Source organism: Arthrobacter nitrophenolicus, assembly GCF_045833485.1.
GTDB classification, from domain to species: Bacteria; Actinomycetota; Actinomycetes; order Actinomycetales; family Micrococcaceae; genus Arthrobacter; species Arthrobacter nitrophenolicus.
The window spans coordinates 3,456,352-3,471,611 of record NZ_CP174504.1 but is presented as its reverse complement, the minus strand read 5'-3'; the positions used below and the strand labels follow the sequence as shown (position 1 = coordinate 3,471,611).

General features: G+C 66.8%; 14 protein-coding genes. 7 read left to right on the top strand and 7 right to left on the bottom strand.

Going from position 1 to position 15,260, the window contains the following annotated elements; all coding sequences use genetic code 11:
* Nucleotides 1–15 precede the first annotated feature (15 nt).
* Nucleotides 16–927 (top strand): TIGR01777 family oxidoreductase, encoded by a 912-nt coding sequence (locus tag ACJJV6_RS16025; RefSeq protein WP_035753485.1) that lies wholly within the window; start codon nt 16–18, stop codon nt 925–927.
* A 22-nt stretch (nt 928–949) separates the two neighbouring features.
* On the opposite strand, the gene ACJJV6_RS16020 is transcribed toward ACJJV6_RS16025, so the two are convergent.
* Nucleotides 950–2,677: a serine/threonine-protein kinase gene (locus tag ACJJV6_RS16020; protein WP_009358965.1), complete on the bottom strand. Its 1,728-nt coding sequence runs from the start codon at nt 2,675–2,677 to the stop codon at nt 950–952.
* A 137-nt stretch (nt 2,678–2,814) separates the two neighbouring features.
* Here ACJJV6_RS16020 and lipB point away from each other — a divergent pair, with 137 nt between their 5' ends.
* The 4 genes from lipB to ACJJV6_RS16000 all read left to right on the top strand — a co-directional run bounded on the left by lipB (nt 2,815) and on the right by ACJJV6_RS16000 (nt 5,809).
* Nucleotides 2,815–3,483: a lipoyl(octanoyl) transferase LipB gene (gene lipB / locus ACJJV6_RS16015; RefSeq protein ID WP_354176265.1), complete on the top strand. Its 669-nt coding sequence runs from the start codon at nt 2,815–2,817 to the stop codon at nt 3,481–3,483.
* On the top strand, nt 3,480–4,499 hold the full coding sequence (lipA, locus tag ACJJV6_RS16010) for a lipoyl synthase (protein ID WP_354176263.1): 1,020 nt from the start codon (nt 3,480–3,482) through the stop codon (nt 4,497–4,499). Before lipB ends, lipA begins: the two co-directional genes overlap by 4 nt.
* Nucleotides 4,500–4,598: 99 nt before the next feature.
* Nucleotides 4,599–5,351: a DUF4191 domain-containing protein gene (locus ACJJV6_RS16005; RefSeq protein ID WP_009359099.1), complete on the top strand. Its 753-nt coding sequence runs from the start codon at nt 4,599–4,601 to the stop codon at nt 5,349–5,351.
* A 101-nt stretch (nt 5,352–5,452) separates the two neighbouring features.
* Entirely contained in the window at nt 5,453–5,809 is a 357-nt protein-coding gene (locus ACJJV6_RS16000) for a DUF3817 domain-containing protein (RefSeq protein ID WP_035753608.1), read from the top strand.
* Nucleotides 5,810–5,842: 33 nt separating this feature from the next.
* On the opposite strand, the gene ACJJV6_RS15995 is transcribed toward ACJJV6_RS16000, so the two are convergent.
* Nucleotides 5,843–6,280, bottom strand: a complete 438-nt coding sequence (locus ACJJV6_RS15995) for an RDD family protein (protein ID WP_009359101.1) — start codon at nt 6,278–6,280, stop codon at nt 5,843–5,845.
* Nucleotides 6,281–6,563: 283 nt separating this feature from the next.
* Between ACJJV6_RS15995 and glnA (ACJJV6_RS15990) the strand changes: the two genes are divergently transcribed.
* Nucleotides 6,564–7,988, top strand: a complete 1,425-nt coding sequence (gene glnA, locus ACJJV6_RS15990) for a type I glutamate--ammonia ligase (RefSeq protein WP_133352157.1) — start codon at nt 6,564–6,566, stop codon at nt 7,986–7,988.
* A 170-nt stretch (nt 7,989–8,158) separates the two neighbouring features.
* Here glnA (ACJJV6_RS15990) and ACJJV6_RS15985 read toward each other — a convergent pair whose 3' ends face one another.
* The 5 genes from ACJJV6_RS15985 to glnA (ACJJV6_RS15965) form a co-directional block, all read right to left on the bottom strand.
* Nucleotides 8,159–8,395 carry a hypothetical protein gene (locus ACJJV6_RS15985; protein WP_009359102.1) on the bottom strand — a complete coding sequence of 79 codons (237 nt, stop codon included), beginning with the start codon at nt 8,393–8,395 and terminating at the stop codon, nt 8,159–8,161.
* A 231-nt stretch (nt 8,396–8,626) separates the two neighbouring features.
* The gene (locus ACJJV6_RS15980; protein WP_152419614.1) at nt 8,627–9,163 is read right to left on the bottom strand and encodes a GNAT family N-acetyltransferase; all 537 of its coding nucleotides are present in this window, start codon (nt 9,161–9,163) and stop codon (nt 8,627–8,629) included.
* A 50-nt stretch (nt 9,164–9,213) separates the two neighbouring features.
* Nucleotides 9,214–9,654, bottom strand: coding sequence for a VOC family protein (locus tag ACJJV6_RS15975; protein ID WP_009359104.1), 441 nt, complete (start codon nt 9,652–9,654; stop codon nt 9,214–9,216).
* Nucleotides 9,655–9,705: 51 nt separating this feature from the next.
* A complete protein-coding gene (locus ACJJV6_RS15970) occupies nt 9,706–12,717 on the bottom strand; it encodes a bifunctional [glutamine synthetase] adenylyltransferase/[glutamine synthetase]-adenylyl-L-tyrosine phosphorylase (protein ID WP_354176260.1) in 3,012 nt (1,003 codons plus the stop codon).
* A 9-nt stretch (nt 12,718–12,726) separates the two neighbouring features.
* Nucleotides 12,727–14,067 carry a type I glutamate--ammonia ligase gene (glnA, locus tag ACJJV6_RS15965; RefSeq protein WP_009359105.1) on the bottom strand — a complete coding sequence of 447 codons (1,341 nt, stop codon included), beginning with the start codon at nt 14,065–14,067 and terminating at the stop codon, nt 12,727–12,729.
* Nucleotides 14,068–14,347: 280 nt separating this feature from the next.
* On the opposite strand from glnA (ACJJV6_RS15965), the gene panB reads away from it, so the two are divergent.
* Entirely contained in the window at nt 14,348–15,232 is an 885-nt protein-coding gene (gene panB / locus ACJJV6_RS15960) for a 3-methyl-2-oxobutanoate hydroxymethyltransferase (protein ID WP_009359106.1), read from the top strand.
* The last annotated feature ends 28 nt before the right edge of the window (nt 15,233–15,260 follow it).

The following is a 15,260-nucleotide window of genomic DNA, read 5'->3' as shown; positions in this document are numbered from 1 at the left end:
GTGGTGTGATGGAGCATGCGCATCGTTATGGCAGGAGCCTCCGGGCTGCTCGGAACCCACATGTCCGAAACTTTCCGCGACGCCGGCCACGAGGTGACCGCCCTGGTCAGGCGCGAACCAGCCTCGAGCGGGGAAATCCGCTGGGATCCGGCGAACGGCCTGCTCGACCCCTCCGTGCTGGCGGGGGCCGACGCCGTCGTGAATCTGTCAGGTGCCGGCATCGGCGACAGGCCATGGACGCGGAAGCGGGTTGATGAGCTGTTGAGTTCGCGCATTGAGCCAACCCGCACACTGACGCAGGCAATGCGGCAGCTGGATGTCCCGCCCGCGACGTTCATCAGCCAGTCAGGTGCCAACTACTACGGCGACACGGGGAACACAGTCCTCCGGGAAGACGCGCCGGCCGGCTCGGGCATCCTGTCCCGGATTTGCGTGGAATGGGAAGCGGCAGCTGCAACTGCGCCCGCGGGAGTCCGGGTTGTCACGCCCCGCACCGGTGTGGTCCTCAGCCGCTCGGGCGGGGCCATGGGCAGGCTGCTGCCGCTCCTGCGGCTCGGCGTTGGCGGGCCTTTCGGCGACGGCAGGCAGTTCTGGCCGTGGATCACCCTTCCGGACGTGTCCGCCGCCTTCCTCTTCCTGCTGGAGTCGCCGGTCAGCGGACCGGTCAACCTGTGTGCTCCCGAAGATGCCGATGTCAACACCATCGTTGAAGAACTCGCACGTGCCCTGCACCGGCCGGCCATCTTCCGGGTTCCGGCGCCGGTGCTGCGGCTCGTCATGCGGAACCTGGCCGAAGAACTGCTGCTGTCCAGCCAGCGGATGGAACCTGCCGTCCTCGCGGGCGCCGGATTCCGGTGGCAGCATCCGGCGCTGGCGCAGGCAGCGCAGTGGGTGGCCGGAACCGAAGGCGCCGAGGCCCTGGACTAGTTCCGCCGGCCCCGGCTGAAGTTCAGGACCCGGGCAGGATCTCACTGATCCGCCACCTGCCGTCAACAGACACCAGGACCAGGCGCAGGCGCTGGCCGGCGCTCGCGGCACCTGATGCAAGCACCGTTCCTGCACGGTCCTTCTCCTCGTACGCGGATGTGGCCGAAGTTGCCCCGACCACGGCCCGCCCGCCCGAGGCACCTTCCGTGACGACATCGGACAGGAGGCTGGCGAACCCGGCCAGCACATGGCCTGGGCCGCGGAGCCTCCCGGCGGTCCTGGCGTCTGCGGCAGCCGCCGGTGATCCTTTCGCGTTGACTTCATCCAGCAGTTCCAGCCTGCCACTGGCGAACGCATGGTCGCGGAGTGCCGCAAGGCCGGCCACGGCCACGGCCGGGTCTGGTGCAGCGGCATGCTGCCTTGCCTCCCGGACCGCGTCGGCGCCTGCAGCTGCCTTCCCGGCACCAGCCACAGTTTCGGCTGGCGCTCCGGTTGTACTGCCGGGTTCGGGTGTCAGCGGGCCTGCCGGCGCCGCCGCCATCCACCAGGCAACAGCCAGGGCCGCGGCACCCGCGGCAGGCATGACCAACCGCCGCAGCCGCCGGCCCGGCATGCCCCTGGGAGCGGCGTGCTTTCCGTGCACAGCGTGTTTATCGTGCACAGCGGGTGCGGTGGCAGTGGCCGGGAACGGCAGCCGCGGACCGGCGGCCCGCCCCTTGACCCACCGTGCCGCCAGATGCCGGCGATTCCAGCCATCCAGCTTCTCCTTAAGCCTGGAGGGCCGGATGATCCTGTGCCACCCGGACGACGGCGGGACATGCCTGCGCGTCACCAGTTCCGGAAGGACGGTGGGATGGACTGAGGCCGCCAGGTCGACAGGGCGGGGCGGGGCGCTCCGATAGACGGCAGCAGCCAGGGCCGCGGCCGTCGGCCGGAGCCGCCTGTCCTCGTTGAGCCCGGCTTCCAGGACGGCGGCAAGTTCCTCCGGAACGTCCGGAACGAGCAGGGAGAGCGGTGGGCGCTCGGCCGTCGCCGGCGGGGCGGCGCCGGTGAGGCAGTACCAGCCGACGGCGGCCAGCGAATAGACATCCCGTTCCGGCTGGAGACCGGCACGGACCGCATCCACCGGTGCAGGATCGAGGAAACCGGGCGTGCCGAAGGCTTGCCCATGGCCGGGATCACCCAGGATCCGTGCGATCCCGACGTCGGAGAGCAGCGGCTTGCCCTGGCTGGTGAACAGCACGTTCCCGGGCGAAACGTCAGAATGTGTGAACCCTTTGCCGTGCAGGTACGAAAGCGCCTGGGCAATCGGCGTCACAACGGTGACTGTCTCCCCCACGCCCAGCCTGCCCCGGGCGGCAACGAGCTGGGCGAGGGAACCACCCGGTGCGTAGTCCAGGACCAGCGCCGTGCCGCCGCCGGAGCTGGAATCGAAACGGACGGCGTGGTGCGCGGTGGTGAGGTGCTGATGATCCAGGACGGAGAGGATGCGGATCTCCCGCTGCACAGCAGCTTCCTGTGCGGCGTTGTCTTCCTGTACAGCGCCTTCCTGTGCAGCGTCTCCCTGTCCAGCCTCTTCGGACCGGCAACCACTGCCGCGCCGGCTTCCACGCGCCGGGCGGAAGCACTTCAGGGCGAACTCCCGGCCCGTCTGATGGTCAGTACCGAGCCAGACCGTGGCGCTTCCGCCGCAGCCGAGCAGGCGACCGGTGGTGTAGCCGGGAACCAGCGGAGCCGTTGTCTCGTCCATCCCTCATGTCTAGCCGAATCCGCCGCTCCCTGCAGAAGTTATCCACAGGCAGTGCCATACTGCGAGGTGGTGCGGGCAGGTGGTGAGGTTGGCCACTAAACCGGGTACGCGGCGCTGCGGGGTCTAAGCTGGATGCCATGACTCTTGAGTTTTCACAGCTGGGTCTGGCCCCCGAACTCGTGGATTACCAGCAGGCGTGGGACATCCAGCGCGAACTCCATGACAAAGTAGTCGCCGGCCAGGCACCAAGCACTGTGCTCCTGCTGGAACACGCTGCTGTCTACACCGCGGGCAAGCTCACGGAAGACCACGAGCGGCCCTTCGACGGCACGCCTGTTGTGGCCGTGGACCGCGGTGGAAAGCTCACCTGGCACGGACCCGGCCAGCTCATTGCCTACCCCATCCTCAAGCTGAAGAACCGCGCGGGGATCCGGGACTACGTTGAGCGGCTGGAAGCGATCATGATTGCCGTCATGGCCGACTACGGCATTCCGGCCGAACGCATCAAAGGCCGGGCCGGCGTCTGGATCAGGGCGGACGAAAAGGGTCCCGACCGCAAAATCGCCGCCATTGGCATCCGGGTCCTGAACGGTGTGACGATGCACGGCATCGCCATCAACTGCAGCAATGACCTGGCGCCGTACGGGCAGATCATCGCCTGCGGCATCACGGACGCGGGAGTGACCACCATGTCCCTGGAGACGGGGCAGGACATCCGCCCGGCCCACATCGTTGAACGCATTGTGGAAGAATTCCGCAAGCACGAAGAAGCACTCGTATCAAGCCCTGAAGGAGCTCTACTGTGACACTGGCACCCGAAGGCCGGAAGATGCTGCGGATCGAGCAGCGCAACGCGGCCGTCCCGGTGGAGCGCAAGCCCGAGTGGATCAAGGCCAAGGTCCAGATGGGCCCGGAGTTCGTCGGACTGAAGAACCTCGTCAAAAAAGAAGGCCTGCACACCGTCTGCGAGGAAGCCGGCTGCCCCAACATCTTCGAATGCTGGGAAGACAAGGAAGCCACCTTCCTCATCGGCGGCTCCGAATGCACCCGCCGCTGCGACTTCTGCCAGATCGACACCGGCAAACCCTCACCCCTGGACCGGTTCGAACCCACCAAGGTGGCCCGCTCCGTCCAGTCCATGCAGCTCCGCTACGCCACCGTCACCGGCGTCGCCCGCGACGACCTCGAAGACGAAGGCGTCTGGCTCTACGCCGAAACCGTCCGCAAAATCCACGAACTGAACCCCGGCACCGGCGTCGAACTGCTCATCCCCGACTTCTCCGGCAACCCCGGGCACATCACCGCGATCTGCGACTCCAAACCCGAAGTCTTCGCCCACAACGTAGAAACCGTGCCCAGGATCTTCAAGCGCATCCGCCCCGCGTTCCGCTACGAACGCTCCCTGGACGTCATCACCCAGGGCCGGAACCAGGGCATGGTCACCAAATCCAACCTCATCCTGGGCATGGGCGAAACCCGCGAAGAAATCAGCGAAGCCCTCCGCGACCTCCACCAGGCCGGCTGCGACCTGATCACCATCACCCAGTACCTTCGCCCCTCCGAACGGCACCTGCCTGTGGACCGCTGGGTCAAGCCCCAGGAATTCCTGGACCTCCAGCACGAAGCCGAGGAAATCGGCTTCCTCGGCGTCATGTCCGGCCCCCTGGTCCGTTCCTCCTACCGCGCCGGCCGGCTCTGGGCCACCGCCATGCGCAAAAAAGGACGCGACATCCCCGCCGAACTGGCCCACATCGCCGACGGCATCCAGGACTCCGGCACCACCCGCCAGGAAGCCGCCAGCGTCCTTGCCGCCCACTCCTGAGGAAACAGCAACTTCATATCGCAGAGCGTGCCCCAGGGGCCGGACGCCGATGATTCGGCGTCCGGCCCTTGGCCTTAAGTCACGTAGAATTGAGGCACTATGGCGAAATCCCCTGATTCCAGCAACTCCACTCCGGCGGGCTCCAGCGCGGTGAAGCGCGGCCTCTTCTCGCGCAAGCCGAAAGAAGCCAAGGCCAAGAAGCCCAGCAGGCTCAAGCAGATCCGCGAAGTCTTCACCATGACCCGCAGGCACGATCCCATGGTGCCGTGGCTGATGCTGCTGGTGTTCCTTGGTGTCGTGGCCGTGAGCTTCCTGGTGGGTTTCTGGCTGGACAACTGGATTACGGGCCTGATCATCGGTATCCCGCTTGGTTTGCTGGGCGCAACCCTGATCCTCTCGCGCCGTGCAGAGCGCGCCGCCTTCGCCCAGATCGAGAACCAGCCCGGCGCCTCCGGCGCAGCGCTCGGAACCCTGCGCCGCGGCTGGATCACCGAAGAACAGCCCGTTGCCGTTAACCCGCGCACCCAGGACGCCGTGTTCCGCGCCATCGGCCGCCCCGGCGTCGTCCTGGTCAGCGAAGGCCCCAGCCACCGCGTTAAGCCGCTGCTGGATGCAGAGCGGAAGCGCCTTGCGCGGATCCTGCCCAACGTCACCGTGCACGTGATCGAGAGCGGCCGCGGCGAGGGCCAGGTGCCGCTCAGCCAGGTTGCCAAGAAGATGGGCAAGCTGAAGAAGGAACTGACGAAGGTCGAAGTCAACGCCGTGGCCAAGCGCATCGCGTCGCTGGGCAACAGGCTCCCCATCCCCAAGGGCATCGACCCCTACAAGGCGCGTCCCAACCGCGGACGCTAGGTCTGGAAACGCCCCGGTTACCGGTTCCGGCCGGCCACCGGGGCGTTTTTCTTGCACCTGCAAATCCCTTTTCCACTGCCCCCCACGGACAGGACGTCACCATGCCATTGAAGAACCCGGTCATCCGCGCTTTCCGGATCCTCGCCGTCGCCGAAGCCATCAGTTGGGCCGCCCTGCTGGCCGGCATGTATTTCAAGTGGATTGCCGGTACCACCGAGGTTGGAGTGCAGGTGGCCGGGCCGATCCACGGCGCGCTGTTTGTGGCCTACGGTGCTGCGGCGCTTGCCTTGTGGAGGCTGCAGCGCTGGCCGTTCATGGTGGCCTTTTTCGCCGGTATTTCCGCAGTTTTCCCGTTCGCCACCATCCTGTTCGAGCGGTGGGCGGGTAAGCGGGGATACCTCGGCGGTGTTCCTGCGGAGGCCAGCCCCGATGTTACGAAGGAGTCCGCACGCGTCTAGGAGACGCCTGCGGGCGGCCCTGCATAGTGGGCCTTACCGGCGGATCAGCAGGGTGTTCATTGCCTTGTCGTGCAGTCCGCGCTGGTCAGGGTCGAAGATGACGGCGGGGATCACCAGGCAGAGCAGCACCGCCCGCACCAGGGCAGCCAGCGGGCCCGGGACTCCTCCGCCCGGCTTCACCACGGCAAGGCCCATGGCGCGGTGCCCGATGCTGTAGCCGAGGGTGCCCACCAGGAGCGTTTGCTCGACGGCGAACACCGCCAAAGTGGCCCAGGAATTCCCACCAAAGGCAAAGTTGCTGATCAGCAGCGCGATGCCCCAGTCGATCATGATCGCCAGGATGCGCCGCCCTGCCCGCGCAATCGAGCCCGGGCCTGATTCCGGAAGTCCCAGCCGTTCCCCGGGATACCTGGAGATACCTGACGTGTCCGGTCCGCTGAGCCAGGAACCAATGTCTTTGCGATCTACCACTGTCCAAGCTTACCGACCGGCGGGCCTGCGTGCGCCCACATCGCGGATGGGGTTAGACCACAGTGTGGACGGGCTGTAGCGTTGCCATATCAGGGCATTCTGTAACCTGCCCGAAACAATGCGGACACGGACGGGAAATGCCTCGTCCATAGGCTGTTGGAAGTTTCAAGCAATCCCCCGGCAGGGAACTCACAGCAGGGAAACCCTCGGTTATCCCTGCTTTCGGATTGCGCTGGATCAGATGGCTTGCACGCCAGATATTACATATGCGTTAGGAGCATAGATGTTCAAGACTGCGGACGAAGTCCTCAAGTTCATCAAGGACGAAGATATTAAATTCGTCGATATCCGCTTCACCGATCTTCCGGGCGTCCAGCAGCACTTCAACGTCCCCGCCAAGAGTGTTGACGCCGACTTCTTCATCAACGGCCAGCTCTTCGACGGTTCCTCCATCCGCGGCTTCCAAGGCATCGCAGAGTCCGACATGCAGCTGATCCCGGACGTGACCACCGCGTTCCTGGACACCTTCCGCATGGAGAAGACCCTCGCCCTGAACTTCTCCATCGTCAACCCCCGCACCGGTGACCCGTACCACCGCGACCCCCGCGGCGTAGCAGAGAAGGCTGAAGCCTACCTCGCATCCACCGGCATCGCCGACACCGCGTTCTTCGCTCCCGAAGCTGAGTTCTTCGTGTTCGACAACGTCCAGTACCAGTCCTCCCCGCAGGGCAGCTTCTACAAGATCGACTCCGAGGAAGCCCACTGGAACACGGGCCGCGAGGAAGAGGGCGGCAACCTGGGCTACAAGACCCCCGTCAAGGGCGGTTACTTCCCGGTCTCCCCCACGGACAAGCAGGCTGACCTGCGCGACGCCATGTGCGTTGCCCTGGACGAAGCAGGCCTCGAAGTTGAGCGCAGCCACCACGAGGTCGGCTCCGCCGGCCAGGCTGAAATCAACTACAAGTTCACCACCCTGACCCACGCTGCCGATGACCTGCAGAAGTTCAAGTACGTCATCAAGAACACCGCAGACGCCTGGGGCAAGTCAGTGACCTTCATGCCGAAGCCCGTTTTCGGTGACAACGGCTCCGGCATGCACTGCCACCAGTCGCTGTGGAACGGTGGCCAGCCCCTGTTCTACGACGAGAAGGGATACGCAGGCCTGTCCGACACCGCCCGCTGGTACATTGGCGGCCTGCTGAAGCACGCCTCCGCCGTCCTGGCCTTCACCAACCCGACGGTTAACTCCTACCGCCGCCTGGTCAAGGGCTTCGAGGCCCCGGTCAACATGGTCTACTCGCAGGGCAACCGCTCCGCCGGTATCCGCATCCCCATCACGGGCAGCAACCCCAAGGCCAAGCGCATCGAATTCCGCGCACCGGACCCCTCCTCCAACCCGTACCTGGCCTTCGCTGCCCAGCTGATGGCCGGCATTGACGGCATCCGCAACCGCATCGAACCGCCGGCTCCGATCGACAAGGACCTCTACGAGCTCCCCGCCGAAGAAGCCAAGGACATCCCCAAGGCACCGGGCACCCTCGAGGAGGCCCTGGAGGCCCTCCGCGAGGACAACGAGTTCCTGCAGGCCGGTGGCGTGTTCACCCAGGACCTGATCGACACCTGGATCGAGTACAAGTACGAAAACGAGATCCGCCCGCTGTCCCTGCGCCCGAACCCCTACGAGTTCGAGCTCTACTACGGCGTCTAGCCGGACCTGCGGGTGATGCTGCGATAGTCCGCAGACAGTCCGCAGATTCCAGTACGAATAAAGGCGGCTACGGGTTTTCCTAAACCTGTAGCCGCCTTTCGTCTATCCGCCCGCGTTTCAGCTGGCCCCGATTTGCGGGGCCACCCTACTGCCCAGTAACTTTGTGTCGGTTACTTCGCAATCCCCCAAACAGTGAAGTAGCCCGAGAGGTCCCGCGATTCCCCCAAGCCGCGGGGCCTTTCGCTGTTCAGGGAAAGTTCCTGGCTTGCGCCGGAGGACTGGCTGCCGCTGTGTTGTTCGCCGGCCGTCACCCCATGATCGTCCGGGTCGGGTTCATGGACCTTTCGCGGGATCTTGCCCTCCACGTCAGCAGGTACGGGAGGGTCTTTCTCTTCATCAGCAGCCATTGGCCAAGCATTAGCCGCGCCGAAGAGAACGGGAGCCTGCGCGCTGGCGCCGCTGTATTCGCTGAAGGTGGGAGCCCGGCCCCTGACGTGCTGAGACCGGGAGCCGGACCCCCTGACGAATGCCCCCCGAGACGAAGACTGATCAAGCCTTCCCCCCAACAAGGTTGAAGAACACCGCCAATCCACATAATCGGCCAATCCGCCAGGGAGTGCAATGCCGGCCTGCCGCTGTTACCTCATCGTGGCATCCGGAAAGCGCCGGAACATGGTCCGTTGCGGCCCGGAGGGGCCGCCGTCGTACCGGCCGTGGTCAGTGAATCCGGCGACGCGGTAGGCGGCCAGCCCTGCAGGGTTGGCTTCGTTGACAGACAGCACGACGCCGGACTCCCCAGTGCGGTGCCGCGCCGTCAAACGGGCGGCGGCCAGCACGGCAGCGGCGGCTGCGTGGCGGCCGATCCCACGTCCCTGCAGCCGCCGGTCAACAAGGAATCCCCTGAGGAGCCAGGCACTGTCATCGTCCGGCCAGCCGGCAAGGCGTGCCGCCCCGCGCTGCAAAGTGAGCACTCCGGCAGCACGCCCGTCCGACTCAATGACGTAGGGGCGCCGCGATTCCTCGGCCAGGCCGGCCAGGGCCATCCGCAGGGGGTCCCCCACAAAGCGTTCCTGGCCCGGGCTGAGCTGCAGCTGCGCTACCTCGTTGAGCTGGATGGCTTGGGCGTCGGCGTCGAGGTCCCGCAGCGGGATGAGCCAGACCCGTTCCCCGTTCAGGACTGCACCGCCGTTCAGGATTGCCCCGCCGTTCAGGACTGCACGGGCGGTCAGGACGGCACAGCGCCGGAGGTGCTGCCGGCAGCGGGGTCGGCCATGCCGGCAGGATCCATCCAAAAGACCTCCCAGAGGTGCCCGTCTGGATCCTGGAAGCTGTGGTTGTACATGAAGCCCAGGTCGCGGGGATCCTCCGACAAGCTGCCGCCGGTGGCAAGGGCAGACCGGACTGCCTCGTCAACGGCCTCCCTGCTGTCCACGCTGTAGGACATGATGGCTTCCGCCGCCCCCGCAGTGCCGGCGACGTCCTTGGAGTTAAAGGTCCGGAAGTAGTCCTCCACCAGGAGCATCACGCAGGCGTTGTCATTGACGATCATGCAGGTGGCATTCTCATCCGTGTAGTCCGGATTGAAGGAAAAGCCGAGGGAGGAGAAGAATTCGACGGAGCGCTGGAGGTCCTTGACGGGCAGGTTCAGGAAGAGTTGGGTAGCCATGGGCCAAAGGTAGCACCGGGCCCGGACAAAGGGACAGCAGCCGGAAGCCGGTTATTGCCCGTAAAACACGCGTTCAAACACGGCCCGGGCACGGCGGCTGACCCGCAGGTAGTCCTCCTCCAGTGCGGCCGCGCGGCCGGGTTCGTAGCCGCACCACCGTGCCACGGCTTCCAGGTCGCGGCGCGACGACGGCAGGAGGTCCGATGCCTTGCCGCTCCAGATGACGTTGGCGGACCTGATCCGGCTGGCCAGCCGCCACGCCTGCGCCAGGAGGTCCGCATCCTCCCGTGCGAGGAGTCCCAGCCGGGCAGCGGCCTCCATAGCCTGCACCGTGGAGGTGGTGCGCAGCTCCGGGTGCTTGCCGGCGTGCTGCAGCTGGAGCAGCTGGACCAGCCATTCGACGTCGCTGAGGCCGCCGCGGCCAAGCTTGAGGTGCCGGGCGGGATCAGCCCCGCGGGGCAGGCGTTCGGATTCCACCCGCGCCTTGATCCTGCGGACTTCCCGCACGTCCTGGTCGGACACCGCTTCGGGATAGCGGATGGGGTCGATCAGGGCCAGGAAGTCCGCCGCCAGTTCGTCGTCGCCCGCCATGGGGCGTGCCCGCAGCAGCGCCTGGGCCTCCCAGATGAGCGACCAGCGGCGATAGTACTCGGCGAAGGAGTCCAGGGACCGCACCATGGCCCCGTTCTTCCCCTCCGGCCGGAGGTCGGCGTCCATCTGGAGCACCCGCTCTGCCATAATGGCCGGCTTCACGGGCTGGGTCAGCAGGCTTGAGACCTTGGTGACGATCCGGGCAGCCTGTTCCTGGGCCTCCGCCTCCGTGTAGCCCGGGAGCGCCCGGTGCACGTACATCACGTCGGCGTCCGAACCGTACCCGATTTCACGGCCGCCCTGACGCCCCATCGCCACGACCAGCACGGCCGTCTTCAGCGGGCCGCCGGCGGAGACGATGCCCTCGGCCACCCGCAGGGCGCCCAGGACTGCCGCCCTGTCAGTGTCGGCCAGCGCGGCTCCCACCTGGTCCTGGTCCAGCAGCCCCGCGGAATCGGCGATGGCGATCCGCAGGATTTCCCGCCGCCGGATCAGCCTGATGAGGCGCATGGCACTTTCGGGATCGGCGTGCCGCGACATTTTGGAAGTGATTTCCTGCCACTGCGCCTCGAACGGCACCGGCACCAGGTCCTTGTCGTGGCCGAGCCAGGCGACCGATTCAGGCGAAACTTCCAGCAGGTCGGCGATCAGCCGCGAGTTCGAGAGCATGTGGCAGAGACGCTCGGCAGCGGCATTGGAGTCCCGGAGCATGCCCAGGTACCAGTGCGTGGTGCCCAGGGCCTCGCTGACGCGCCGGAAGGCGAGCAGGCCGGCGTCGGGGTCCACTCCTTCCGCGAGCCAGTCGAGGAGGATCGGAAGCAGCTGTTTCTGCAGTGCCGCCCGCCGGCTGACTCCAGCCGTCAGGGCCTCGATGTGGCGCATGGCGCCCTGCGGATCCCGGTAGCCGAGGGCCGCCAGCCGGCCCTGGGCAGCTTCCGGAGTGAGCCTTGCATCTTCGCTGCTGAGCCTGGCGGCGGTATTCAGCAGGGGCCGGTAGAAGATCCGCTCATGCAGTTCCCGCACGGAGCGCTTGGTCTTCTGCCAGGCGGCCAGCAGCGCGTCGGGATGCGGCCGCTCGTTCGAGAACGGCCCCAGGACTGCCTTGGCCAGGGCCCGCAGCGCCGGTTCGGCGACGGGCATGAGATGGGTCCTGCGCAGCTGGAACAGCTGGATCCGGTGTTCCAGCAGCCTCAGGTACCGGTAGGCGTTGTCGAACGCGGCGGCGTCTGACCTGCCGATGTAGCCGCCTGCGGACAGGGCCGCGATCGCGGAGGTGGTGTCCCGCCGTCGGAGGGTCTCGTCCGCCTTGCCGTGGACGAGCTGCAGCAGCTGGACGGTGAACTCGACGTCCCGCAGTCCGCCGCGGCCCAGTTTGATCTGCCGCTGTTCCTCCGCGGCAGGAATATGCTCGGTGACCCGCCGCCGCATGGCCTGGACAGATTCCACGAACCCGTCTCTGCCCGCCGAACTCCAGATCAGCGGTGCCACGGCGTCCTCGTACCGCCGCCCCAGTTCGGCATCCCCGGCGATGGTCCGGGCCTTCAGGAGCGCCTGGAACTCCCAGCTCTCCGCCCAGCGGGCGTAGTAGGTCTCATGGGAGGCCAGGGTGCGCACCAGGGGCCCCGACTTGCCTTCGGGGCGCAGGTTGGCGTCCACCTCCCACAGGCCGGGTTCCCGCGCCACCGAGGAGATGGCGCGGGAGATGCCGCTGGCCAGCGCCGTGCCGATGGTGTTGGCGCGGGCGTCCTCCAGGCCGCCGCCGTCCACGACATAGATGACGTCGACGTCGGATATGTAGTTCAGCTCGCGTGCCCCGCACTTGCCCATCCCGATGACGGCCAGCCCGACCTCCGCCACGTCCGGGGCGCCGTACTGTTCGGCGGCTTCTGCGCGCGATACGGCCAGTGCGGCCTCAATGGCGGCACCGGCAAGGTCTGCGAGTTCCCCGCCCACCGAGGGCAGGAAGTCGAGCGGGTCCGCCGCGCACAGGTCCTTGACGGCAAGGTCCACCACTCCCCTGCGGTACGCGGTGCGCAGGGCAGCATAGGCATCCGGCCCGGTGGCCGCTGCGACCGGTCGGGCGGCGCGCGGATCAGCCCCTACGGACTGCAGGAGCGTGGCGCGCAGTTTCGCCGGATCTCCCGGCAACGGTTCGGGACTGGCCCTGACGTGGAAGGCGTCGAGATGCTCGGGATGCCGGATGAGGAACTCGCCCAGCGCCTCGGATGCTCCCAGCACCCGGTACAGCGGCTCGCTGGTGTCAGGCTCTGCACCGGCCAGTTCCCGGAGGTCCGGATGCTTCTCGATCAGCCGGACCAGGGACTGCAGGGCGGTGTCCGGGCTGGCCGCCATCTGCAGCCCGGCGAACAGCGTGTCCTGGTCCAGGCCCTCCAACTCCGGGGCAGCCAGGAACCGTTCGCCTTTGTCCAGGTCGCTGAAACCGGCCGCGATCAGGCGGCGTGCCAGGCTCACGCCCGCCGCCTAGAGGATGCCGAGGTTGCGCTGCAGCTCGTAGGGCGTGACCTGCAGCCGGTAGTCCTGCCACTCGGCGCGCTTGTTGCGCAGGAAGTGCTCGAACACCTGCTCGCCCAGGATCTGCGGCATCAGCTCGGAGTCCTCCATGGAGCGGATGGCGTCGTGCAGGCTGGCCGGCAGGGGGTCGTGCCCCATGGCGCGGCGTTCGGCCGAGCTCAGCGACCAGACATCGTCTTCGGCGGCGGCCGGAAGGTCGTAGCCTTCCTCAATGCCCTTCAAGCCGGCACCGAGCAGCACCGCATAGGCAAGGTACGGGTTCGCGGCCGAGTCGATGCCGCGGTATTCGATCCGGGCGGACTGGCCCTTGCCCGGCTTGTACAGCGGCACGCGGACCAGGGCCGAGCGGTTGTTGTGGCCCCAGCTCAGGTAGCTGGGAGCCTCGCCGCCGCCCCAGAGGCGCTTGTAGGAGTTCACGAACTGGTTGGTGACGGCGGTGAATTCCGGGGCGTGCTTGAGGATGCCGGCGATGAACTGGCGGGCGGTCTTGGACAGCTGGAATTCCGCGCCGGCCTCGTAGAACGCGTTGGTGTCCCCTTCGAACAGGGAGAAGTGCGTGTGCATGCCGGAGCCGGGGTGAGCGGTGAACGGTTTGGGCATGAAGGTGGCATAGGTGCCCTGCTGCAGGGCCACTTCCTTGATGACCGTGCGGAAGGTCATGATGTTGTCCGCTGTCTGCAGTGCATCCGCGTAGCGGAGGTCGATCTCGTTCTGGCCGGGCCCGCCCTCGTGGTGGCTGAACTCCACGGAGATGCCGACCGATTCCAGCATGGTGACGGCGGTGCGGCGGAAGTCCTGGGCGACGCCGCCCGGGACGTGGTCGAAGTAGCCGCCCTCGTCCACCGGCACCGGCGCTCCGTCCGGGCCGAGTTCCTGGGACTTGAGCAGGTAGAACTCAATCTCCGGGTGGGTGTAGCAGGTGAAGCCCATGTCGGCGGCCTTGGCGAGGGTCCGCTTCAGGACGTTGCGCGGATCAGCGGCGGAGGGCTCGCCGTCGGGGGTGAGGATGTCGCAGAACATGCGGGACGTCTGCTCCGTCTCGCCGCGCCACGGCAGGATCTGGAACGTGGACGGGTCAGGCTGTGCCAGCATGTCCGATTCGAAGACACGGGCAAGGCCCTCAATGGCCGAGCCGTCGAAGCCCAGCCCCTCCTCGAAGGCGCCTTCGACCTCGGCCGGCGCCAGGGCAACAGACTTGAGCGAACCCACGACGTCGGTGAACCACAGGCGCACGAAACGTACGTCGCGCTCTTCGATTGTGCGCAGGACAAACTCTTGCTGGCGGTCCATGATGGCCTCTTCTCCGGTCAACGTCCATGCTCCGGGGTCCGCGGTGATTGGGGGAAGCCGGCAGCAGTTCACAAACACTGTACTAAGCATTCGGCGCCAATGCTGGCGCCTGCGGCGCGCGTAACACAGCGTTAACACCCGGCGGTCCCCGGGAGAGGGCCGCCGTCGGGCTTTGCGCGCCCCGGACAGCACGTGCGCGCCTGCCGTATATGACCCTTATCACCCCGCGTGGGGCCCGGCAGTGTAGCTAGGACGGCAGGTACCGCACTACGCTCATGCCATGGCCTCAAGCAACAGCTCGAACTCCAGCGCGTCCGCCGAAGTCCCCGCACCTTACGGCAACGGGCCTGCGCCGTCGCCGGCATCCAAACCGGGCAAGGTACGCATCCACCACCTGCAGCAGGCCAAGCGCGACGGTTCCAAATTCGCCATGCTGACCGCCTATGAGCAGTACACGGCCGAAATCTTCGACGCAGCCGGCATCGAGGTCCTCCTGGTGGGCGATTCGGCGTCCAATAACGTGTTCGGCAACGAGACCAGCCTGCCTGTCACAGTGGACGAACTGCTTCCGCTGTGCCGTGCCGTGGCCAGGTCCGCGAAGCGCGCACTGGTGGTGGCAGACCTGCCGTTCGGCAGCTACGAGGTTTCCGCGGAGCAGGCCGTGGCCGCCGGGGTCCGGTTCCTCAAGGAAGGCCTGGCCCACGCAGTCAAGATCGAGGGCGGCAAGTACTACGCCCCCACCGTCCGGGCCATGGTGCAGGCGGGCATTCCCGTCATGGCCCACATCGGCTTCACCCCGCAGAGCGAGCACGCCCTGGGCGGGTACCGGGTGCAGGGCCGGGGCGACGACGCCCAGCGCCTGATCGACGACGCCGTCGCCCTCGCCGACGCCGGTGCGTTCTGCGTGCTCATGGAAATGGTGCCGGCCCAGACGGCGGCTGCCGTGGATGCAGCTGTCAGCGTCCCCACTGTGGGCATCGGAGCAGGCAAGGAAACAACGGGCCAGGTCCTCGTCTGGCAGGACATGGCCGGCCTGCGGGGCGGCAGGATGGCCAAGTTCGTCAAGCAGTACGCCGACCTTCGCAGCACCCTCCTCGACGCCGCGACGGCCTATGGCGAGGACGTTCGGTCCGGGCAGTTCCCCGGCCCGGAGCACACTTTCTGACCCGGACCCACCCAGCCCGCGCGACAGG